General features: G+C 53.4%; 7 protein-coding genes, 9 tRNA genes, 2 rRNA genes and 3 pseudogenes. 4 read left to right on the top strand and 17 right to left on the bottom strand.

Annotated features, from left to right (window positions below; genetic code table 11):
• Window positions 1-479: 479 nt before the first annotated feature.
• The 3 genes and pseudogenes from RAC89_RS31665 to RAC89_RS13020 all read left to right on the top strand — a co-directional run.
• Window positions 480-896, top strand: a pseudogene (locus RAC89_RS31665) (lactate racemase domain-containing protein); the annotation flags it as partial.
• 65 nt (window positions 897-961) lie between these two features.
• A complete protein-coding gene (locus tag RAC89_RS13025; RefSeq protein WP_306613959.1) occupies window positions 962-1,711 on the top strand; it encodes a nickel-dependent lactate racemase family protein in 750 nt (249 codons plus the stop codon).
• A 54-nt stretch (window positions 1,712-1,765) separates the two neighbouring features.
• Window positions 1,766-2,071 (top strand): MTH1187 family thiamine-binding protein, encoded by a 306-nt coding sequence (locus RAC89_RS13020; protein WP_306613958.1) that lies wholly within the window; start codon window positions 1,766-1,768, stop codon window positions 2,069-2,071.
• A 70-nt stretch (window positions 2,072-2,141) separates the two neighbouring features.
• Here the strand turns inward: RAC89_RS13020 and RAC89_RS13015 are convergent.
• From RAC89_RS13015 to RAC89_RS12945, 15 genes and pseudogenes are all read right to left on the bottom strand, one after another.
• Window positions 2,142-2,214, bottom strand: a tRNA-Lys gene (locus RAC89_RS13015).
• A 9-nt stretch (window positions 2,215-2,223) separates the two neighbouring features.
• A tRNA-Tyr gene (locus RAC89_RS13010) sits at window positions 2,224-2,308 on the bottom strand.
• A 36-nt stretch (window positions 2,309-2,344) separates the two neighbouring features.
• Window positions 2,345-2,420: transfer RNA gene (locus tag RAC89_RS13005), tRNA-Phe, on the bottom strand.
• Window positions 2,421-2,447: 27 nt separating this feature from the next.
• A tRNA-Asp gene (locus RAC89_RS13000) sits at window positions 2,448-2,524 on the bottom strand.
• Window positions 2,525-2,542: 18 nt separating this feature from the next.
• Window positions 2,543-2,615 (bottom strand) — tRNA-Thr (locus tag RAC89_RS12995).
• A gap of 13 nt (window positions 2,616-2,628) precedes the next feature.
• A tRNA-Val gene (locus RAC89_RS12990) sits at window positions 2,629-2,704 on the bottom strand.
• Between the two features lie 10 nt (window positions 2,705-2,714).
• Window positions 2,715-2,788, bottom strand: a tRNA-Met gene (locus RAC89_RS12985).
• 11 nt (window positions 2,789-2,799) lie between these two features.
• A tRNA-Ser gene (locus RAC89_RS12980) sits at window positions 2,800-2,887 on the bottom strand.
• Window positions 2,888-3,088: 201 nt separating this feature from the next.
• Window positions 3,089-6,002: ribosomal RNA gene (locus RAC89_RS12975) — 23S ribosomal RNA — on the bottom strand.
• Window positions 6,003-6,226: 224 nt separating this feature from the next.
• Window positions 6,227-6,302 (bottom strand) — tRNA-Ala (locus RAC89_RS12970).
• Window positions 6,303-6,401: 99 nt separating this feature from the next.
• Window positions 6,402-7,936, bottom strand: a 16S ribosomal RNA gene (locus RAC89_RS12965).
• The 16S and 23S rRNA genes sit together here with 9 tRNA genes alongside, the layout of an rRNA operon.
• Window positions 7,937-8,314: 378 nt before the next feature.
• Window positions 8,315-10,330: pseudogene (gene ligA, locus RAC89_RS12960) on the bottom strand (NAD-dependent DNA ligase LigA).
• Between the two features lie 38 nt (window positions 10,331-10,368).
• Window positions 10,369-12,659, bottom strand: a pseudogene (pcrA, locus tag RAC89_RS12955) (DNA helicase PcrA).
• Between the two features lie 61 nt (window positions 12,660-12,720).
• Complete coding sequence (pcrB, locus tag RAC89_RS12950; RefSeq protein ID WP_306613957.1) at window positions 12,721-13,416, bottom strand: heptaprenylglyceryl phosphate synthase; 696 nt, start codon at window positions 13,414-13,416, stop codon at window positions 12,721-12,723.
• 169 nt (window positions 13,417-13,585) lie between these two features.
• Complete coding sequence (locus RAC89_RS12945) at window positions 13,586-14,176, bottom strand: hypothetical protein (RefSeq protein ID WP_306613956.1); 591 nt, start codon at window positions 14,174-14,176, stop codon at window positions 13,586-13,588.
• 126 nt (window positions 14,177-14,302) lie between these two features.
• Here RAC89_RS12945 and RAC89_RS12940 point away from each other — a divergent pair, with 126 nt between their 5' ends.
• Entirely contained in the window at window positions 14,303-14,611 is a 309-nt protein-coding gene (locus RAC89_RS12940; RefSeq protein WP_306613954.1) for an HNH endonuclease, read from the top strand.
• A gap of 53 nt (window positions 14,612-14,664) precedes the next feature.
• Here the strand turns inward: RAC89_RS12940 and RAC89_RS12935 are convergent, their stop codons facing one another.
• Together RAC89_RS12935 and RAC89_RS12930 are read right to left on the bottom strand one after the other, a co-directional pair.
• The gene (locus tag RAC89_RS12935; protein WP_306613952.1) at window positions 14,665-15,795 is read right to left on the bottom strand and encodes a spore coat protein; all 1,131 of its coding nucleotides are present in this window, start codon (window positions 15,793-15,795) and stop codon (window positions 14,665-14,667) included.
• A 24-nt stretch (window positions 15,796-15,819) separates the two neighbouring features.
• Complete coding sequence (locus tag RAC89_RS12930) at window positions 15,820-16,065, bottom strand: hypothetical protein (protein WP_284643384.1); 246 nt, start codon at window positions 16,063-16,065, stop codon at window positions 15,820-15,822.
• Between the last annotated feature and the right edge of the window lie 51 nt (window positions 16,066-16,116).

Genomic DNA, 16,116 nt, shown 5'->3' with positions numbered 1-16,116 from the left:
TCCCAGTTCGTGTAGTATTCTCCATGTTTGGGTATTCACTGTACCCGCATTCACAGATTACCATGGGAGGAAACGGGTGCGCATTCCTCAAACTTTTCCTCTATACGAGAGCTAATGGGAGGAAAACCAGAATAAGCCAAACCCCTATCAAGCAAGGAGTTTGACTTGTAATTGATTTTTTATGTAGGTAAGATGCAAAAGCCGCGTCACTACTGGGTTTTCGAAGGTTTGAGGACCGGCCTTTTTGGGGTTGGAGCACCTTCTGCTTCCAGTCTTAAAAGATCAACCAGGAGCATTTCCCTCACTTACCATAATATTGGCCTTAAAAAATGACCCCTACCGTAATAAGGATATTTTCACTTTTGGTGGAAAGAATGTTAGAAAGTTAGAATAAAAGAGAGGAGAAGTCTCCCATTTACCATCTCAGATTTGGAACCGCGTCTGTAACCTTCCAGCTTCCCTCATCTGTCTCCGCCAAGGTGGTTACTTATCGGGACAAGCCTGTTTACGAGGAGGATTCCTCCCATTCCGTATTACAGCGAGCTATGAAACAGCCTATTGGCGACAAGCAATTGAATGAACTAGCCCGCGGTAAAAAAAGTGCGGTTATTCTCATTAGCGACGGGAGTCGCTTGGCCCCAAGTCATTTGATGCTTCCGGTTCTGCTGGAGGAGTTACATGCCGGCGGCATTCCCGACGAAGCGGTTGATGTCGTTATTGCATTGGGCCTCCATCGTAAGCATAGCGCAGAGGAAATCGAACACCTTGTCGGGTCTAGCATTTACCGCCGCGTCCGTATACATAATCATTCCTCTTTGTCGGAGGACTGTGTTTTTGTAGGGACTACTTCCGCAGGCACGCCGCTGGAAATAAATCGAATTGTAGCTACCGCGCCTTTGCTTATTGCAACAGGCAATATTGAGCCGCATGCGCTGGTCGGTATCTCCGGGGGGTCAAGGCTATGGTGCCGGGAACAGCCTCACACCGGACCATTGAGCACAATCACGGGCTCTCGCTTAAGTACAAAGCCGAACCCGGAAAATCCGATAATCCCATTCATCGCGATTTGGAAGAGGTACTCCGGTTTGTGCCGATCCACTTCCTGCTCAATACGATCGTCGACATCGATAAGAATGTTCTAGAGGCCGTTGCGGGCGACGTCATGGAAGCCCACCGGGCCGGTATTTCATTAGCTTCCCAGCGTTTCGTAGTCCCGACTGAGGAAGAACTCTATGATGTTGTCATTGCTTCTCCGGGAGGTGACCCCAAGGATAAGCAGATGTATCAAGCTATTAAATCGATGAAGAATGCCGCCGCTTTTACAAAGCCGGGAGGTACGATTATCATTGCCGCCCAGTGCAGTGAAATGCTAGGCAACGGAACTTTACAGTATTGGGTTGATACGATGCCGAGCCGGGATTGGATGGTGCGTAAGCTGAAAGAGCAGTTTGTTATCGGCGCCCATAAAATACTGCATATCGACGAGTCGCTCCAGCAAAGATCAGGTCTACCTGTATTCGTCGTCGCCGAGCTATTTACCCGAGCTTCTAGGGTTGCATGTGGTACAGAACCTTCAGCAAACGATAGATACAATACTTACGCCCGGGATGAAGGTCGGAATCATGCCGTATGCATCATTAACCTTTGCAGGGCAGATATCTACTTAACGCAGACTCTTCTTGTAATGTTGCTTTTTTGGCTCTATGCTTAGATAGGATGTATTGGCAACATAACTTCATTTTGGGATTAGGGGAGAGAAAAGGCATTGGCGATTATTGAGATTACAGTTATCCCCATTGGGACGGCGAGCACCAGCTTAAGCTCTTATGTCGCGGATCTTCATCGGTCGCTGGAGGAAGCCCCGGAGACAATCCAGTTTCAAATGACGCCCATGAGCACTATCATCGAAGGTGAGTTGGATGAGCTTCTTTCCGTCGTACGTCGCTTGCATGAAGCACCTTTCTTGCGAGGCGCCAACCGCGTCAGCACATCGATTAAAATCGATGACAGGCGTGATAAAGCCGCCTCCATGGCGCAAAAGCTTAGATCCGTCGAAGAGAAGCCGCGCTAGCTTCTCTTGCATACAGAGAAACAAAAAAGAGACCACACGGGTGGTCTCTTGCTATTTTTGTTTAGAAAAGTGAGCCATGTAGGACTCGAACCTACGACACCCTGATTAAAAGTCAGGTGCTCTACCGACTGAGCTAATGGCTCAAAGCAAACTGGTGGAGGCTGATGGATTCGAACCACCGAACTCGTACGAGAACAGATTTACAGTCTGTGCGTTTGGCCACTTCGCTAAGCCTCCAGGTTGTGGTGATCGGCCGCTTAGCAGGATAACCTATGGTGGCTCGGGACGGAATCGAACCGCCGACACGAGGATTTTCAGTCCTCTGCTCTACCGACTGAGCTACCGAGCCATATGCTTGTATTAGATTGAGGTTAAATGGCGGAGCCGACGGGATTCGAACCCGCGGTCTCCTGCGTGACAGGCAGGCATGTTAGGCCTCTACACCACGGCTCCACACATTAAGTAAAACAGTGCCGCCGAGAGGACTTGAACCCCCAACCTACTGATTACAAGTCAGTTGCTCTACCAATTGAGCTACAGCGGCATAAATAAACATATGGTGGAGGCTGACGGGATCGAACCGCCGACCCTCTGCTTGTAAGGCAGATGCTCTCCCAGCTGAGCTAAGCCTCCATATGATAAGTAGCGGCAGAGGGGATCGAACCCCCGACCTTACGGGTATGAACCGTACGCTCTAGCCAGCTGAGCTACGCCGCCATATAAAGAAACGGAGAGAGAGGGATTCGAACCCTCGCACCACTTACGCAGTCTAACCCCTTAGCAGAGGGTCCCCTTGAGCCACTTGGGTATCTCTCCAAGATCACTTGGATGCAGTAAGTTGCACCCTAAAAACTGGATTCGAAACGCTCCGACAATCTCGTTTTATCACTCCGTTGTGCTTCGCACAAAGTCGCTCCCAAACGAGATGTCTTCGCTAGCAAATTTGTCTAGCTATGGGGTCCCCGCAAAGTAATCGGTATACGCTTCGTCAGCTTCACTTCACTTTGTGGGGTACATTTGGATAAGCCCTCGACCGATTAGTATTCGTCAGCTCCACACGTTGCCGCGCTTCCACCCCGAACCTATCTACCTCGTCGTCTACAAGGGTCTTACATACTGGGAAATCTCATCTTGAGGGGGGCTTCACGCTTAGATGCTTTCAGCGCTTATCCCTTCCGTACTTGGCTATCCAGCCGTGCCTCTGGCGAGACAACTGGTACACCAGCGGTACGTCCATCCCGGTCCTCTCGTACTAAGGACAGCTCCTCTCAAATTTCCTACGCCCGCGACAGATAGGGACCGAACTGTCTCACGACGTTCTGAACCCAGCTCGCGTACCGCTTTAATGGGCGAACAGCCCAACCCTTGGGACCTACTTCAGCCCCAGGATGCGATGAGCCGACATCGAGGTGCCAAACCTCCCCGTCGATGTGGACTCTTGGGGGAGATAAGCCTGTTATCCCCAGGGTAGCTTTTATCCGTTGAGCGATGGCCCTTCCATTCGGTACCACCGGATCACTAAGCCCGACTTTCGTCCCTGCTCGACCTGTACGTCTCGCAGTCAAGCTCCCTTATGCCTTTGCACTCTTCGAATGATTTCCAACCATTCTGAGGGAACCTTGGGGCGCCTCCGTTACTCTTTAGGAGGCGACCGCCCCAGTCAAACTGCCTACCTGACACTGTCCCCGCACCCGATCAGGGTGCCAGGTTAGAACTCCGATACGATCAGGGTGGTATCCCAACGGCGCCTCCACCGAAGCTGGCGCTCCGGCTTCCTAGGCTCCCACCTATCCTGTACAGATCGTACCAAAGTCCAATATCAAGTCGCAGTAAAGCTCCATGGGGTCTTTCCGTCTTGTCGCGGGTAACCTGCATCTTCACAGGTATTAAAATTTCACCGGATCTCTCGTCGAGACAGCGCCCAAGTCGTTACGCCATTCGTGCGGGTCAGAATTTACCTGACAAGGAATTTCGCTACCTTAGGACCGTTATAGTTACGGCCGCCGTTTACTGGGGCTTCGGTTCACAGCTTCGGTATATACCTAACCGCTCCCCTTAACCTTCCAGCACCGGGCAGGCGTCAGCCCGTATACTTCGCCTTGCGGCTTCGCACAGACCTGTGTTTTTGCTAAACAGTCGCTTGGGCCTTTTCACTGCGGCCCCCTCGGGCTATTCACCCTACCGAGGCACCCCTTCTCCCGAAGTTACGGGGTCATTTTGCCGAGTTCCTTAACGAGAGTTCTTCCGAGCGCCTTAGCATGCTCTGCTCGCCTACCTGTGTCGGTTTGCGGTACGGGCACCTTCTCCCTGGCTAGAGGCTTTTCTTGGCGGCTTGAACTCATGACCTTCGCTACTTGAATTTCGCTCCCCATCACAGCCCAGCCTGTCGGTTAGCGGATTTGCCTACTAACCAGCCTCGGCCTTGGACGGACATCCATCAGTCCGCGTCACTATCCTTCTGCGTCACCCCATCGCTCATAACGGTTCACGGTGGTACAGGAATTTCAACCTGTTGTCCTTCGACTACGCCTTTCGGCCTCGCCTTAGGTCCCGACTTACCCTGAGCGGACGAACCTTCCTCAGGAACCCTTAGGCTTACGGCGGACAAGATTCTCACTTGTCTTTTCGTTACTCATACCGGCATTCTCACTTGTAACCGCTCCAGCTGTCCTCACGATCAACCTTCACTGCTGTTACAACGCTCCCCTACTGCCCATATATGGACCCATAGCTTCGGTGGTGTGTTTAGCCCCGTTACATTTTCGGCGCAGAGTCACTCGACCAGTGAGCTATTACGCACTCTTTCAATGGTGGTCGCTTCTAAGCCAACATCCTGGTTGTCTTTGCAACTCCACATCCTTTCCCACTTAACACACACTTGGGGACCTTAGCTGATGATCTGGGCTGTTTCCCTCTTGACAATGGATCTTAGCACTCACTGTCTGACTCCCGGGTTAAAGTCTGCGGCATTCAGAGTTTGACTGGACTTGGTAACCCTTGGCGGGCCCCGCACCCAATCAGTGCTTTACCTCCGCGACTCATCACCCGAGGCTAGCCCTAAAGCTATTTCGGGGAGAACCAGCTATCTCCGAGTTCGATTGGAATTTCTCCGCTACCCCCACCTCATCCCCGAATTTTTCAACATTCGTGGGTTCGGGCCTCCAGTGCGTGTTACCGCACCTTCACCCTGGACAGGGGTAGATCACACGGTTTCGGGTCTACGTCTACGTACTAAATTGCGCCCTATTCAGACTCGCTTTCGTCAGCGGCTCCGGCTTCTCACCTTAACCTTGCGCGTAAACGTAACTCGCCGGTTCATTCTACAAAAGGCACGCCATCACTCATTAACGAGCTCTGACTTCTTGTAAGCACACGGTTTCAGGTTCTTTTTCACTCTCCGCTCCCGCGGTTCTTTTCACCTTTCCCTCACGGTACTGCTTCACTATCGGTCACCAGGGAGTATTTAGCCTTGGCAGATGGTCCTGCCGGATTCCGACGGGGTTTCACGTGTCCCGCCGTACTCAGGATCCGTCTAGAGTCTCGGTTGCTTTCGGTTACGGGGCTGTTACCCACTGTGGCCGGCCTTTCCAGACCTGTTCGCCTACCAACCTGCACTCACATTGACGTCCTACAACCCCAAGGGGCAAGCCCCTTGGTTTGGGCTACTCCGCTTTCGCTCGCCGCTACTGACGGAATCACTTTTGTTTTCTTTTCCTGAGGGTACTTAGATGTTTCAGTTCCCCTCGTCTGCCTCCTACACAGCTATGTATTCACTGTGTGGTACGTGAGTATTACCTCACGCGGGTTCCCCCATTCGGACATCCCCGGATCAAAGCCTGCTTACGGCTCCCCGAGGCATTTCGTCGTTCGCCACGTCCTTCTTCGGCTCCTGGTGCCTAGGCATCCTCCGTGTGCTCTTATTAGCTTAACCTATCGCTCCATATGCTATTTCTTCGTTCCGTTGTGCTTCGCACAAAGTCACTCCTAAACAGCATATTTCGCTAATAGCTATTGTAAGATCGGATGATCTTCGACATTTTGCTTTGTTTCGATATCCAGTTTTCAAGGAACAACTACTTTCTTCGCTAAAAACAGCAACGAAAGCTATATTACCACATTGAGGGATGTCTTTCAAGAGCTGTCAAAAATTATATTTGGTGGAGCCAAGCGGGATCGAACCGCTGACCTCCTGCTTGCAAGGCAGGCGCTCTCCCAGCTGAGCTATGGCCCCATACAGCACTTAATAAGAAAGCTCCATCAAAACTGAACAAATGAGTTTCGAATGTTATAATGCTTGTCCGATGGCCTACAGCCATCATGGACTCCATAGAAAGGAGGTGATCCAGCCGCACCTTCCGATACGGCTACCTTGTTACGACTTCACCCCAATCATCTACCCCACCTTCGGCGGCTGGCTCCTTGCGGTTACCCCACCGACTTCGGGTGTTGTAAACTCTCGTGGTGTGACGGGCGGTGTGTACAAGACCCGGGAACGTATTCACCGCGGCATGCTGATCCGCGATTACTAGCAATTCCGACTTCATGCAGGCGAGTTGCGACCTGCAATCCGAACTGAGACCGGCTTCTAAGGATTCGCTCCAGATCGCTCCTTCGCCGCCCGTTGTACCGGCCATTGTAGTACGTGTGTAGCCCAGGTCATAAGGGGCATGATGATTTGACGTCATCCCCACCTTCCTCCGGTTTGTCACCGGCAGTCACTTCAGAGTGCCCAACTTAATGCTGGCAACTGAAATCAAGGGTTGCGCTCGTTGCGGGACTTAACCCAACATCTCACGACACGAGCTGACGACAACCATGCACCACCTGTCTCCTCTGTCCCGAAGGCCTGCCCTATCTCTAGGACATTCAAAGGGATGTCAAGACCTGGTAAGGTTCTTCGCGTTGCTTCGAATTAAACCACATACTCCACTGCTTGTGCGGGTCCCCGTCAATTCCTTTGAGTTTCACTCTTGCGAGCGTACTCCCCAGGCGGAGTGCTTACTGTGTTTACTTCGGCACCAAGGGTATCGAAACCCCTAACACCTAGCACTCATCGTTTACGGCGTGGACTACCAGGGTATCTAATCCTGTTTGCTCCCCACGCTTTCGCGCCTCAGCGTCAGTTACAGTCCAGAAAGTCGCCTTCGCCACTGGTGTTCCTCCACATCTCTACGCATTTCACCGCTACACGTGGAATTCCACTTTCCTCTCCTGCACTCAAGTCTCCCAGTTTTCAGTGCGAACCAGGGTTGAGCCCTGGGCTTAAACACCAAACTTAAAAGACCGCCTGCGCGCGCTTTACGCCCAATAATTCCGGACAACGCTTGCCCCCTACGTATTACCGCGGTCGCTGGCACGTAGTTAGCCGGGGCTTTCTTCTCAGGTACCGTCATTTCCAGGGCAGTTACTCCCCGGAACGTTCTTCCCTGGCAACAGAGCTTTACGATCCGAAAACCTTCATCACTCACGCGGCGTTGCTCCGTCAGACTTTCGTCCATTGCGGAAGATTCCCTACTGTCGCCTCCCGTAGGAGTCTGGGCCGTGTCTCAGTCCCAGTGTGGCCGATCACCCTCTCAGGTCGGCTACGCATCGTCGCCTTGGTGAGCCGTTACCTCACCAACTAGCTAATGCGCCGCAGGCCCATCCGTAAGCCACAGCTTGCGCCGTGTTTCCAAGCTCCTCCATGCGGAGAAGCCATCTATCCGGTCTTAGCTACCGTTTCCGGTAGTTATCCCGGTCTTACAGGCAGGTTGCCTACGTGTTACTCACCCGTCCGCCGCTAGGGTCCGAAGACCCTCGCTCGACTTGCATGTATTAGGCACGCCGCCAGCGTTCGTCCTGAGCCAGGATCAAACTCTCCAATAAAGTTGAGTTGATTTAAAGCTCAAAAGTCATTGCTGACTATTTATTTCGTTCATTCGAACTCATTTGTTCAGTTTTCAAAGAGCTTTCGTCATCGATGTTGTTTTTTGTCGTGACAAGAATACATCTTATCACTTTCAGTCAAACTTTGCAACATCTTATTTTTCCCAGCGTCACCGGTCTTTCGCGGCGACAAGCAATAATGTAGCACAAATCGACTATACTTTGCAACCCCCATTTTTTTAACCCAGGAAAAACACCTAAAAACACAAACAGACAATGAGTTTTAGTTTATGCGTATCACTTTTCTTTTTATCCCAAAAAACATGAAAAGTCCCCGCAGATTGACGCCTGCAGGGACTTATTAATGATACGTTAGGATTATTCGCCGATAAGTTCTAAAAGCTCGGCTTCATCATCAATGATGCGAATCCCCAGCTCCTGAGCCTTGGTAAGCTTGTCGCCGGCCGCTTCTCCGGCAACGACGATCTCCGTTTTCTTAGAAACGGAGCCCGTGACCTTAGCACCCAGCTTCTCGAGCTTCTTGGTCAGCTCATCCCGACCCATAGCTGTGAAGGAGCCGGTGATGACGACGGTTTTACCAAAAAAGAGACTGTCGGTATGGACGACCTCCTCCTGCTCTTGAGCCGAAGGCGTGACCCCTGCGACCAGCATTCGCTCAATACTGCGCCGCATCGCCGGATCGCGGAAGAAGCCGACGATGCTGTCTGCCACAATACCCCCGATATCCTGAAGGGTAATAAGCTCCTCCTGCGTGGTTTGCATCAGCTTATCCAAGTCATGGAAATGATCGGCGAGCACTTTGGTCGTCGTCTTGCCCGTATTCGGAATACCTAAGGCGTAAAGAAACTCCGCGAGATCGCAGGTCTTGCTTTTCTCAAAGGCGGCAATCAGCTTCGTAGCTTTCTTCTCGCCGAAGCGCTCCAGCTTGATCAGGTCCTCAAAAGTTAAGTAGTACAAATCGGCAGGGTCACGAACCTGGAGCTCGTCGTAGAGCCGCTCTGCGGTCTTTTCGCTGAAGGTTTCAATATCCATTGCATCGCGGGAAGCGAAATGCGCAATACGGCCGATCAGTCATGCGGACGGCATTCATACTTGTTCGGACAGAACAGATGCGCGCCGCGGAGCTCCACAGGGGTACCGCAAGAAGGACAGTGCGTCGGCGCCGTAATCGGCTGTCCGTCCTGCTCCTCCGTCACCTTGCCGAGAATCTCGGGAATCACGTCATTGGAGCGGCGAATGTACACCAGGCTACCGAGAGCGTTTTTCAAATTTTTCCGTTCGATGTCATCCATGTTATTGAGCGTACAATTGCTGACGGTTACTCCGGCTATATCGACCGGCTCTACTTGAGCCACCGGTGTGACCTTGCCCGTGCGGCCTACGTTCCAGATGACGCCCACGATGCTCGTTACCGCTTCTTCCGCCTCGAACTTATAGGCTACCGCCCAGCGTGGAAATTTATCGGTATAGCCAAGCACTTCGCGCGTGCGCATATCCGTGATTTTGATGACAAGGCCATCGATCAGGAAGTCCAGCTCGCCCCAGCCGCGCCGCCAGCTTCTGCACTTCCTGCTCAACCTCGCTGATATCCTCAAAAAATTTCACATAGGGACTGACACGGAACCGGTTCTGCTCAAGGAAATGCACCATTTCTTGATGATTCGTGAACTGGATGTTATCCGAATAGCCTACATTATAAAAGTAAGCATTGAGGCGACGCTCAGCCGTTACTTTCGGATTCAAGTTGCGGAGAGCTCCTGCCGCCGTTGCGCGCGTTCTTCAGAGGCTCCGCCGCCGTCTTGTTGTACTCCTCCAGCACCGACAGGTTCATAATGCCTTCGCCTTGGATTTCAAGAATTCCGTCCTTGTATGGGATTGTTAGCGGGATGGACTTGATCGTTTTGACATTCGCCAGAATGCCTTCGCCGATAGCCCCGGTTCCGCGTGTCGCCGCTTGGACCAGCTCACCGCCGTCATAGGTCAGATTCAGCGTCAGCCCGTCGAATTTGAGCTCCAGCACGAAAGAAAGCGGAGGCGCGGGGTTCTCCGGATGCCGTCCGTTATAATCATTCACGAGCTTCACGGCACGGTTGTACCAGGCCATAAGGTCGTCATGGTTTTGTGCCTTATCGAGGCTCCAAAGCCGGGCTAAGTGCCGATGCTCGTCGAAGCCCTGCGTGACTCCCCGCCCACCCGTTGGGTAGGCGAATTCGGAAGCACGGTGCCGGTTTCCTTCTCCAGCCGCACTAGCCGGTCATAGAGAGCATCCCACTCCGCATCGGTAATGGCCGGCTTATCAAGCGTATAATAATTGTAATTATGCTGGTTAATCTCTTCGATGAGGGCTTTCATGGTATCCAAAGCATTGGACATTGGGCTTCCGTCCCCTCTCCTGAATCAATGAAATAAGGTTACACTTTTGTAATCGGCGCGAACTTCGCCAGCAGACGCTTCACGCCGGTAGGGGCCGGGAAGGCGATTTGCGACTCGGTGTCGTCCCCCGAGCCCTTGATCGCCACCACGGTGCCCGTGCCCCACTTGCCATGGGAGACCTTGTCGCCCATGGCGTAGCTGACCGCGGCCCCGCCGGAGGCCGCGGCGAAGAGGTGCGACCCCGCACCGGCGGGGCGCGAAACATCGGCGCGCGGCCGGCCGTGGCGGCACCTGCGGTGTCGCCCGCGGCGCTTGTCGCGCCAAACCCGCCGGCGCTGCCGAAGCGGCGGTCTCCGCCGCCGAAGGCGCCGGCGCTGCGGCCGGCGAAGCCGCCCGGCCGCGTGGCCTCCACGAGCTCCGTCGGGAGCTCGCTGAGGAACCGGGACGGCGCGTTGGACGCCGTCCGGCCGAACAGCGTGCGGCTGCCCGCGCACGTGAGGAACAGCTCCTCCTCGGCGCGCGTAATGCCGACGTAGGCGAGGCGACGCTCCTCCTCGAGCTCCTCATTGTCCATCAGCGCCCGGGAGTGCGGGAACACGCTCTCCTCCATACCGATGATGAATACGACCGGAAATTCGAGGCCCTTGGCGCTGTGCATGGTCATGAGCGTGACGCCGCTCTTCGCCTTCTCCTCCGGGTCGTCGTTCATCGAGTCGATGTCCGCAATCAGTGCGAGATCCGTCAGGAAGGAAACGAGCGACTTATCTTCATTGCGCTTCTCAAAGTCCTGCGTCACGGACAGGAACTCGTCGATGTTCTCCAGACGCGCTTCGGATTCGAGCGTCTTCTCACGCTTCAGCTCGTCACGGTAGGCCGAAAGCTCCAGCATTTTCTCCGTCAGTTCAGTCACGGACAAGTACTCGACCATCCGGTGAAGGTTCTCTATCATGTCGCGGAACTCATACAGCGCCCCTCGAGCCTTTGCCGTTATATCTATCATATCCGCATTTTCCAGCATCGCAAACATGGACACGCCATACCGGCCGGCCATCTCGGCAATACGGTCTACCGTAGTATCCCCGATGCCCCGCTTCGGCACGTTGACAATCCGTGCGAAGCTGATGTCATCATCCGGGTTGGAAATCAGACGCAGATAGGCGAGAATATCCTTGATCTCTTTACGATCATAGAACTTGATGCCTCCCACAATCTGATACGGAATGTCCGATTTGATCAAAATTTCCTCGATTACCCGGGACTGGGCATTCGTTCGATACAGAATGGCGTGATCGCTGTATCGCCGGCCCTTGTCCACATTTTTCTTGATTTCGCTTGTAACGAAATAGCCTTCCTCGTGCTCCGTGGCCCCTTGGTACAGCCGGATCTTTTCCCCTGCGCCCTTGTCGGTCCAAAGATTCTTCGCCTTGCGGCCCATGTTGTTGCCAATGACCTTGTTCGCGGCGTTTAGAATGTTCGAGGTGGAACGGTAATTCTGCTCGAGCAGAATGGTGGTAGCGTTCGGATAGTCCTTTTCAAAATCAAGGATGTTCGTAATGTCCGCTCCGCGCCAGCGATAAATCGACTGGTCGCTGTCCCCTACGACGCAAATGCGCTTGTGCTTATCCGCCAGCATCCGGCAGAGCATATACTGCGCCCGGTTCGTATCCTGGTACTCGTCGACGTGCAGATACAGGAATTTGTTCTGGTAAAACTCCAGCACCTCCGGCACTTCCTTAAAGAGCTGAATCGTCGTCATGATCAAATCGTCGAAGTCAAGCGAGTTGTTCGCTTTTAGCTTCTTCTGGTATAAGGCGTATACCTTAGCCACGATCTCGTCAAAATAGTCCCCGATCTTCTTCTCCAGCTGATCCGGTGTTTGCAGCTGGTTCTTGGCGTCGCTCATTTTCGCCTGAACGGCCTTGGGCTCAAACTTCTTCGTGTCGATGTTGAGCTCCTTCATGCAGTTCTTGATGACCGAGAGCTGATCGCCCGAATCCAGAATGGAGAAGCTTTGCGAATAACCGATCCGTCCGATATCCTTACGCAAAATTCGTACGCACATGGAGTGGAACGTCGATACCCAAATATCCTGCCCCTGCGGGCCTACGAGTGCGCTGACACGCTCCTGCATTTCCCGTGCGGCCTTGTTCGTAAACGTAATGGCCAGAATGCTCCATGGGGCCGCCTTGCGCGTCGCAACCAAGTACGCAATCCGGTGCGTCAGCACCCTCGTCTTGCCGCTCCCCGCTCCCGCCATAATGAGCAGCGGTCCGTCTACGGTCTCCACAGCCTTCCTCTGCTGCGGATTCAGCTTCGTGATCGCCTTCATAATATCTATCGGTTGATTCATTGCCATAGTGCTTGTTCCTTCCTCTCCCCATAATCCGGCTCTAGACAGCGGCCTTCACAGCCTCCACCGTAGCAAGAGCCTGCTCCAGGTCTTCATAAACAACGTTCCCGACAACAACGGTATGCGCCGCTGCCGCCGCTTCCTTTGCCTTCTCCGGTGTGTCAATGCCGCCCCCGTAGAACAATCGGCTATCCTGCAGCAGACCCTTGGCCTTCGCCACCAGCTTCATATCGCCGAAGGAGCCACTGTATTCCAAATAAACGATCGGACAGCGAAAAAGCCGATCCGCCATACGCACATAAGCCTCCACATCTTTCGTATCCAGCTTGGTTTGCGCCTTCGTCACCTGGGCTACCGCGGAGTTTTCATTCATCACGATATATCCCTCCGTGAGAATTTCTCTCCAATCCAGCATGGCCCCATACTCCTTGAGCGCCTGATGATGCTGTCCGACGATCCATTGCGGATCCCCGCTATTAAGCACGATCGGAATCAGGAACATGTCAAACCCCGGCACAATCGCCTCCTGATGAGAAATCTCGAGGATACAAGGCACCTCGTAGCGGCGAATTCTCGCCAGCAGATCCACCGTGTTCTCGAAGGTGACACCCGTGGAGCCTCCGACCATAACTGCATCCGTCCCGGATAGACACAGGCGTTCGAGAGCCTCATCGGACAGCTCGCGGTCCGGATCCAGCTTAAAGACATGCTTCCATTGTTCTATCGACACCAGCAAAGGGAAATCCTCCTTGTTCTTACCTAACATGACTCTACTAAAAAATAGTCTAAGCTACTGTGCCGGGCGTGTCAAATGAAAAGGGGAAAATATGTTCGATCATTTTCTGGCATAAAAAAACAGAACGGCAGGGAATCCCCTAGCGTTCTGTCAGTTTGGAAAGCCGCCCTTAGGAGTGGGTTGTAAACTCCTTGATCACGAGCCTATCTCCCTGCACCTGATACACCGAAATATGCTGCATGACCGACTCGCTTACATCATGCTGCGTACGTCCGGTAAGCCGAATTCGATATTGGTCTCCGCTTGGCTTTTCCTTCCGAAGCTGATAGCTGCCCCATTCGCTTCTCATGCCCAGCATGGCATCCGTGCTGTTAGCCTGATATGTGCCTGTGCGCAGGTCGCGCCGATAGAAGTAGTCGATGAGCTTGTCCGCGGCGTCCTGCGTATAAACCTGAGCCAGATGGTTGCGTATCTCCATCGCGGCCGCCTGATCCATCTCCCCGGTAACTGGAGCCGACAATACTTGATGCGTCCAGGCGTCAATCGATTTGATCCACGCGATGATTTCCGTGTCGGACTTGTCCATGATGCTCTTATCCATCGAAGGGTTGGCCACCTGTGTCAACGTCATCGATATGCGCTCCTTGCCGACCGTTTTTTGCAACGACTTGATGTCCAGCTGCGTGTCTTGATCGGCTCTGGATTGACATCCGGCACTCAGGGCTACGACGGCCAGCATCAAAATGATAAAACCTCTCATGGTGCGCTCTCCTCCTGTCGCATTTCCTGCTTTTCCGTATTATTGATCAAAAGTGAAAAAATATACTTCGGCCTCATGGAGGAAACTACTCATAGCTAAGATTTTGAAAAGAGGACCGGTGAGAACATGGCAAAGCTGAAGCATCTGGGCACCTGTGAGCTCTGCGGCAGGGAAGGGCTGGAGACGACCAAGCATCATCTTACCCCGAAGGAGCTCGGAGGCACCTTCCTGCCTACAGCCGACTTATGTATCGCTTGTCATAAGCAGATTCACGCCTTATACACGAACGAGCAGCTGGTGGGGCAAGGCCTGACAACGATTGAGGAGCTGCAGTGTGAGGAGCGTATGGCAAGCTACCTCCGGTGGGTTCGGAAGCAGCCGCCTTCCCGTTTGCCTCGGGTACGCAAGTCTCAACAGGTGCGGGGACAGCGTTAGAATGGAAAAGCCCCGTCGGGATGCTTAATCAGCTCCGCGGGGCCAGCCATTGCTTACATTAGGTACGGTTTTTGATTACCCTGGTTCGTGTATTGCTGCTGCGACTTGGCGCCGGCTTGCTCTCGGGAGGAGCCGCCTGCCGACTCGGACCCTTGCTGCGAGGAGCCGAAGCTGTAGCCGCTGCTTTGGCGGTTGTAGGCTTGGTCCTGACCGCTTTGTCCGGATTGCCCGGATTGTCCGCTTTGGCCGCTTTTCGAAGCGGAGCTTTCCGCACCGTACTTGGAGCTGTAGCTTCCGGTACCGTAGTTGCTTGTGCTGCTGTAGCTGCCCCCGTGGCCAATGCTGCTGGGGGAGTTGTCGCTGCTGTAGCTTCCGGCACTGTAACCGGAATTGTTCTGCTGTCCGGCATAGCTGCCGCTTCCGGAAGCACTGTAGCCTCCGGTGTTATTGCTGCCGTAGCTTCCGGTACCGTAGCCGGTGGTTCCTGAGGCATACCCGCTGGTTCCCACCCGATAATCGTCGGTGCTGTCGGTGCCGGAAACAGAGGACTTGCCGTATTCTCCGGTCGTACGAAACTGGCTTGCGCTGCTGGGATTGAAGCTGTACCCTTGCGCTTGACCTTGCCCTTGATTCTGAGAAGCGGACTGAGGATAGCTTGCATTCATCCCCTGCTCCCAGCTGCCGGACTGGTTGTACTCCTGCTGAGAGGAGCTATACCCGCTTGTATAGGCAGGCTGGTATTGAGCTTGCTGCTGCTGCTGATAAGAAGCCTGCTGCTGCTGTCCGTAACCGTAAGCCTGCGCCGCGTTCGCCCCGGCATAAGCATTTTGAAGCACCTGCTGTACCATGCCCTGCAGCTTCTCCACGCTTTGCACTTGCTTTTGCATCTCCTGCTGTACTTCCTGCTGCGTAGCCATCAGCACTTTGCCGTAATCCTTCATTTGAGCGATCACATGATACAGCTCCGCTTGATCCTGAAGCGTCTTGTTCGCCAAGCTGACGAAGGTTTGGCGAATCGCAGGATGCGTCGCCTCCAAAGCCGCAGTGGTATACTCACGTGCCGCCCGCTTCAGCTCCGATAGCAGCAGATTTGCGATATCCTGCTCTTGCAGGTGCATATGTTGCTGTTGTTGCTGCTGGTCCTGCCAGCTTTGCTGTCCACTCCATTGGTTTTGCTGGTACATCCTACCGCACCTCCTATGTATGTCTTAATGCGTCCATTGCGTTTGCTGCTGCAGCGCCCTAAGCAATTGATCCGAATTTTGCAAACGATCCTGAGCGATCTGTGTAAACTTTTGTTTCAGCTGGGGCGTTTGTGCCTCGACTACCCCTTGGAGAGCCAGCTTGGCCAGCAAATCCTCATTCTTCAAGCTATCCGTTATGTATGCGAGTTCCTTGGAGCTGACGGCGTTCGCTCCTTGCTGCTGCTGTTGTTGCTGTTGACCGGTAAACATGCATACTCCTCCTTTCGATTGACTTTATTATCCTTTCCTTTCTGAGGAAAA

Source organism: Paenibacillus sp. GD4 (assembly GCF_030846225.1).
In the GTDB taxonomy this organism is placed as follows: Bacteria; Bacillota; Bacilli; order Paenibacillales; family NBRC-103111; genus Paenibacillus_G; species Paenibacillus_G silviterrae.
This window is presented reverse-complemented; position numbering and strand designations above follow the sequence as displayed.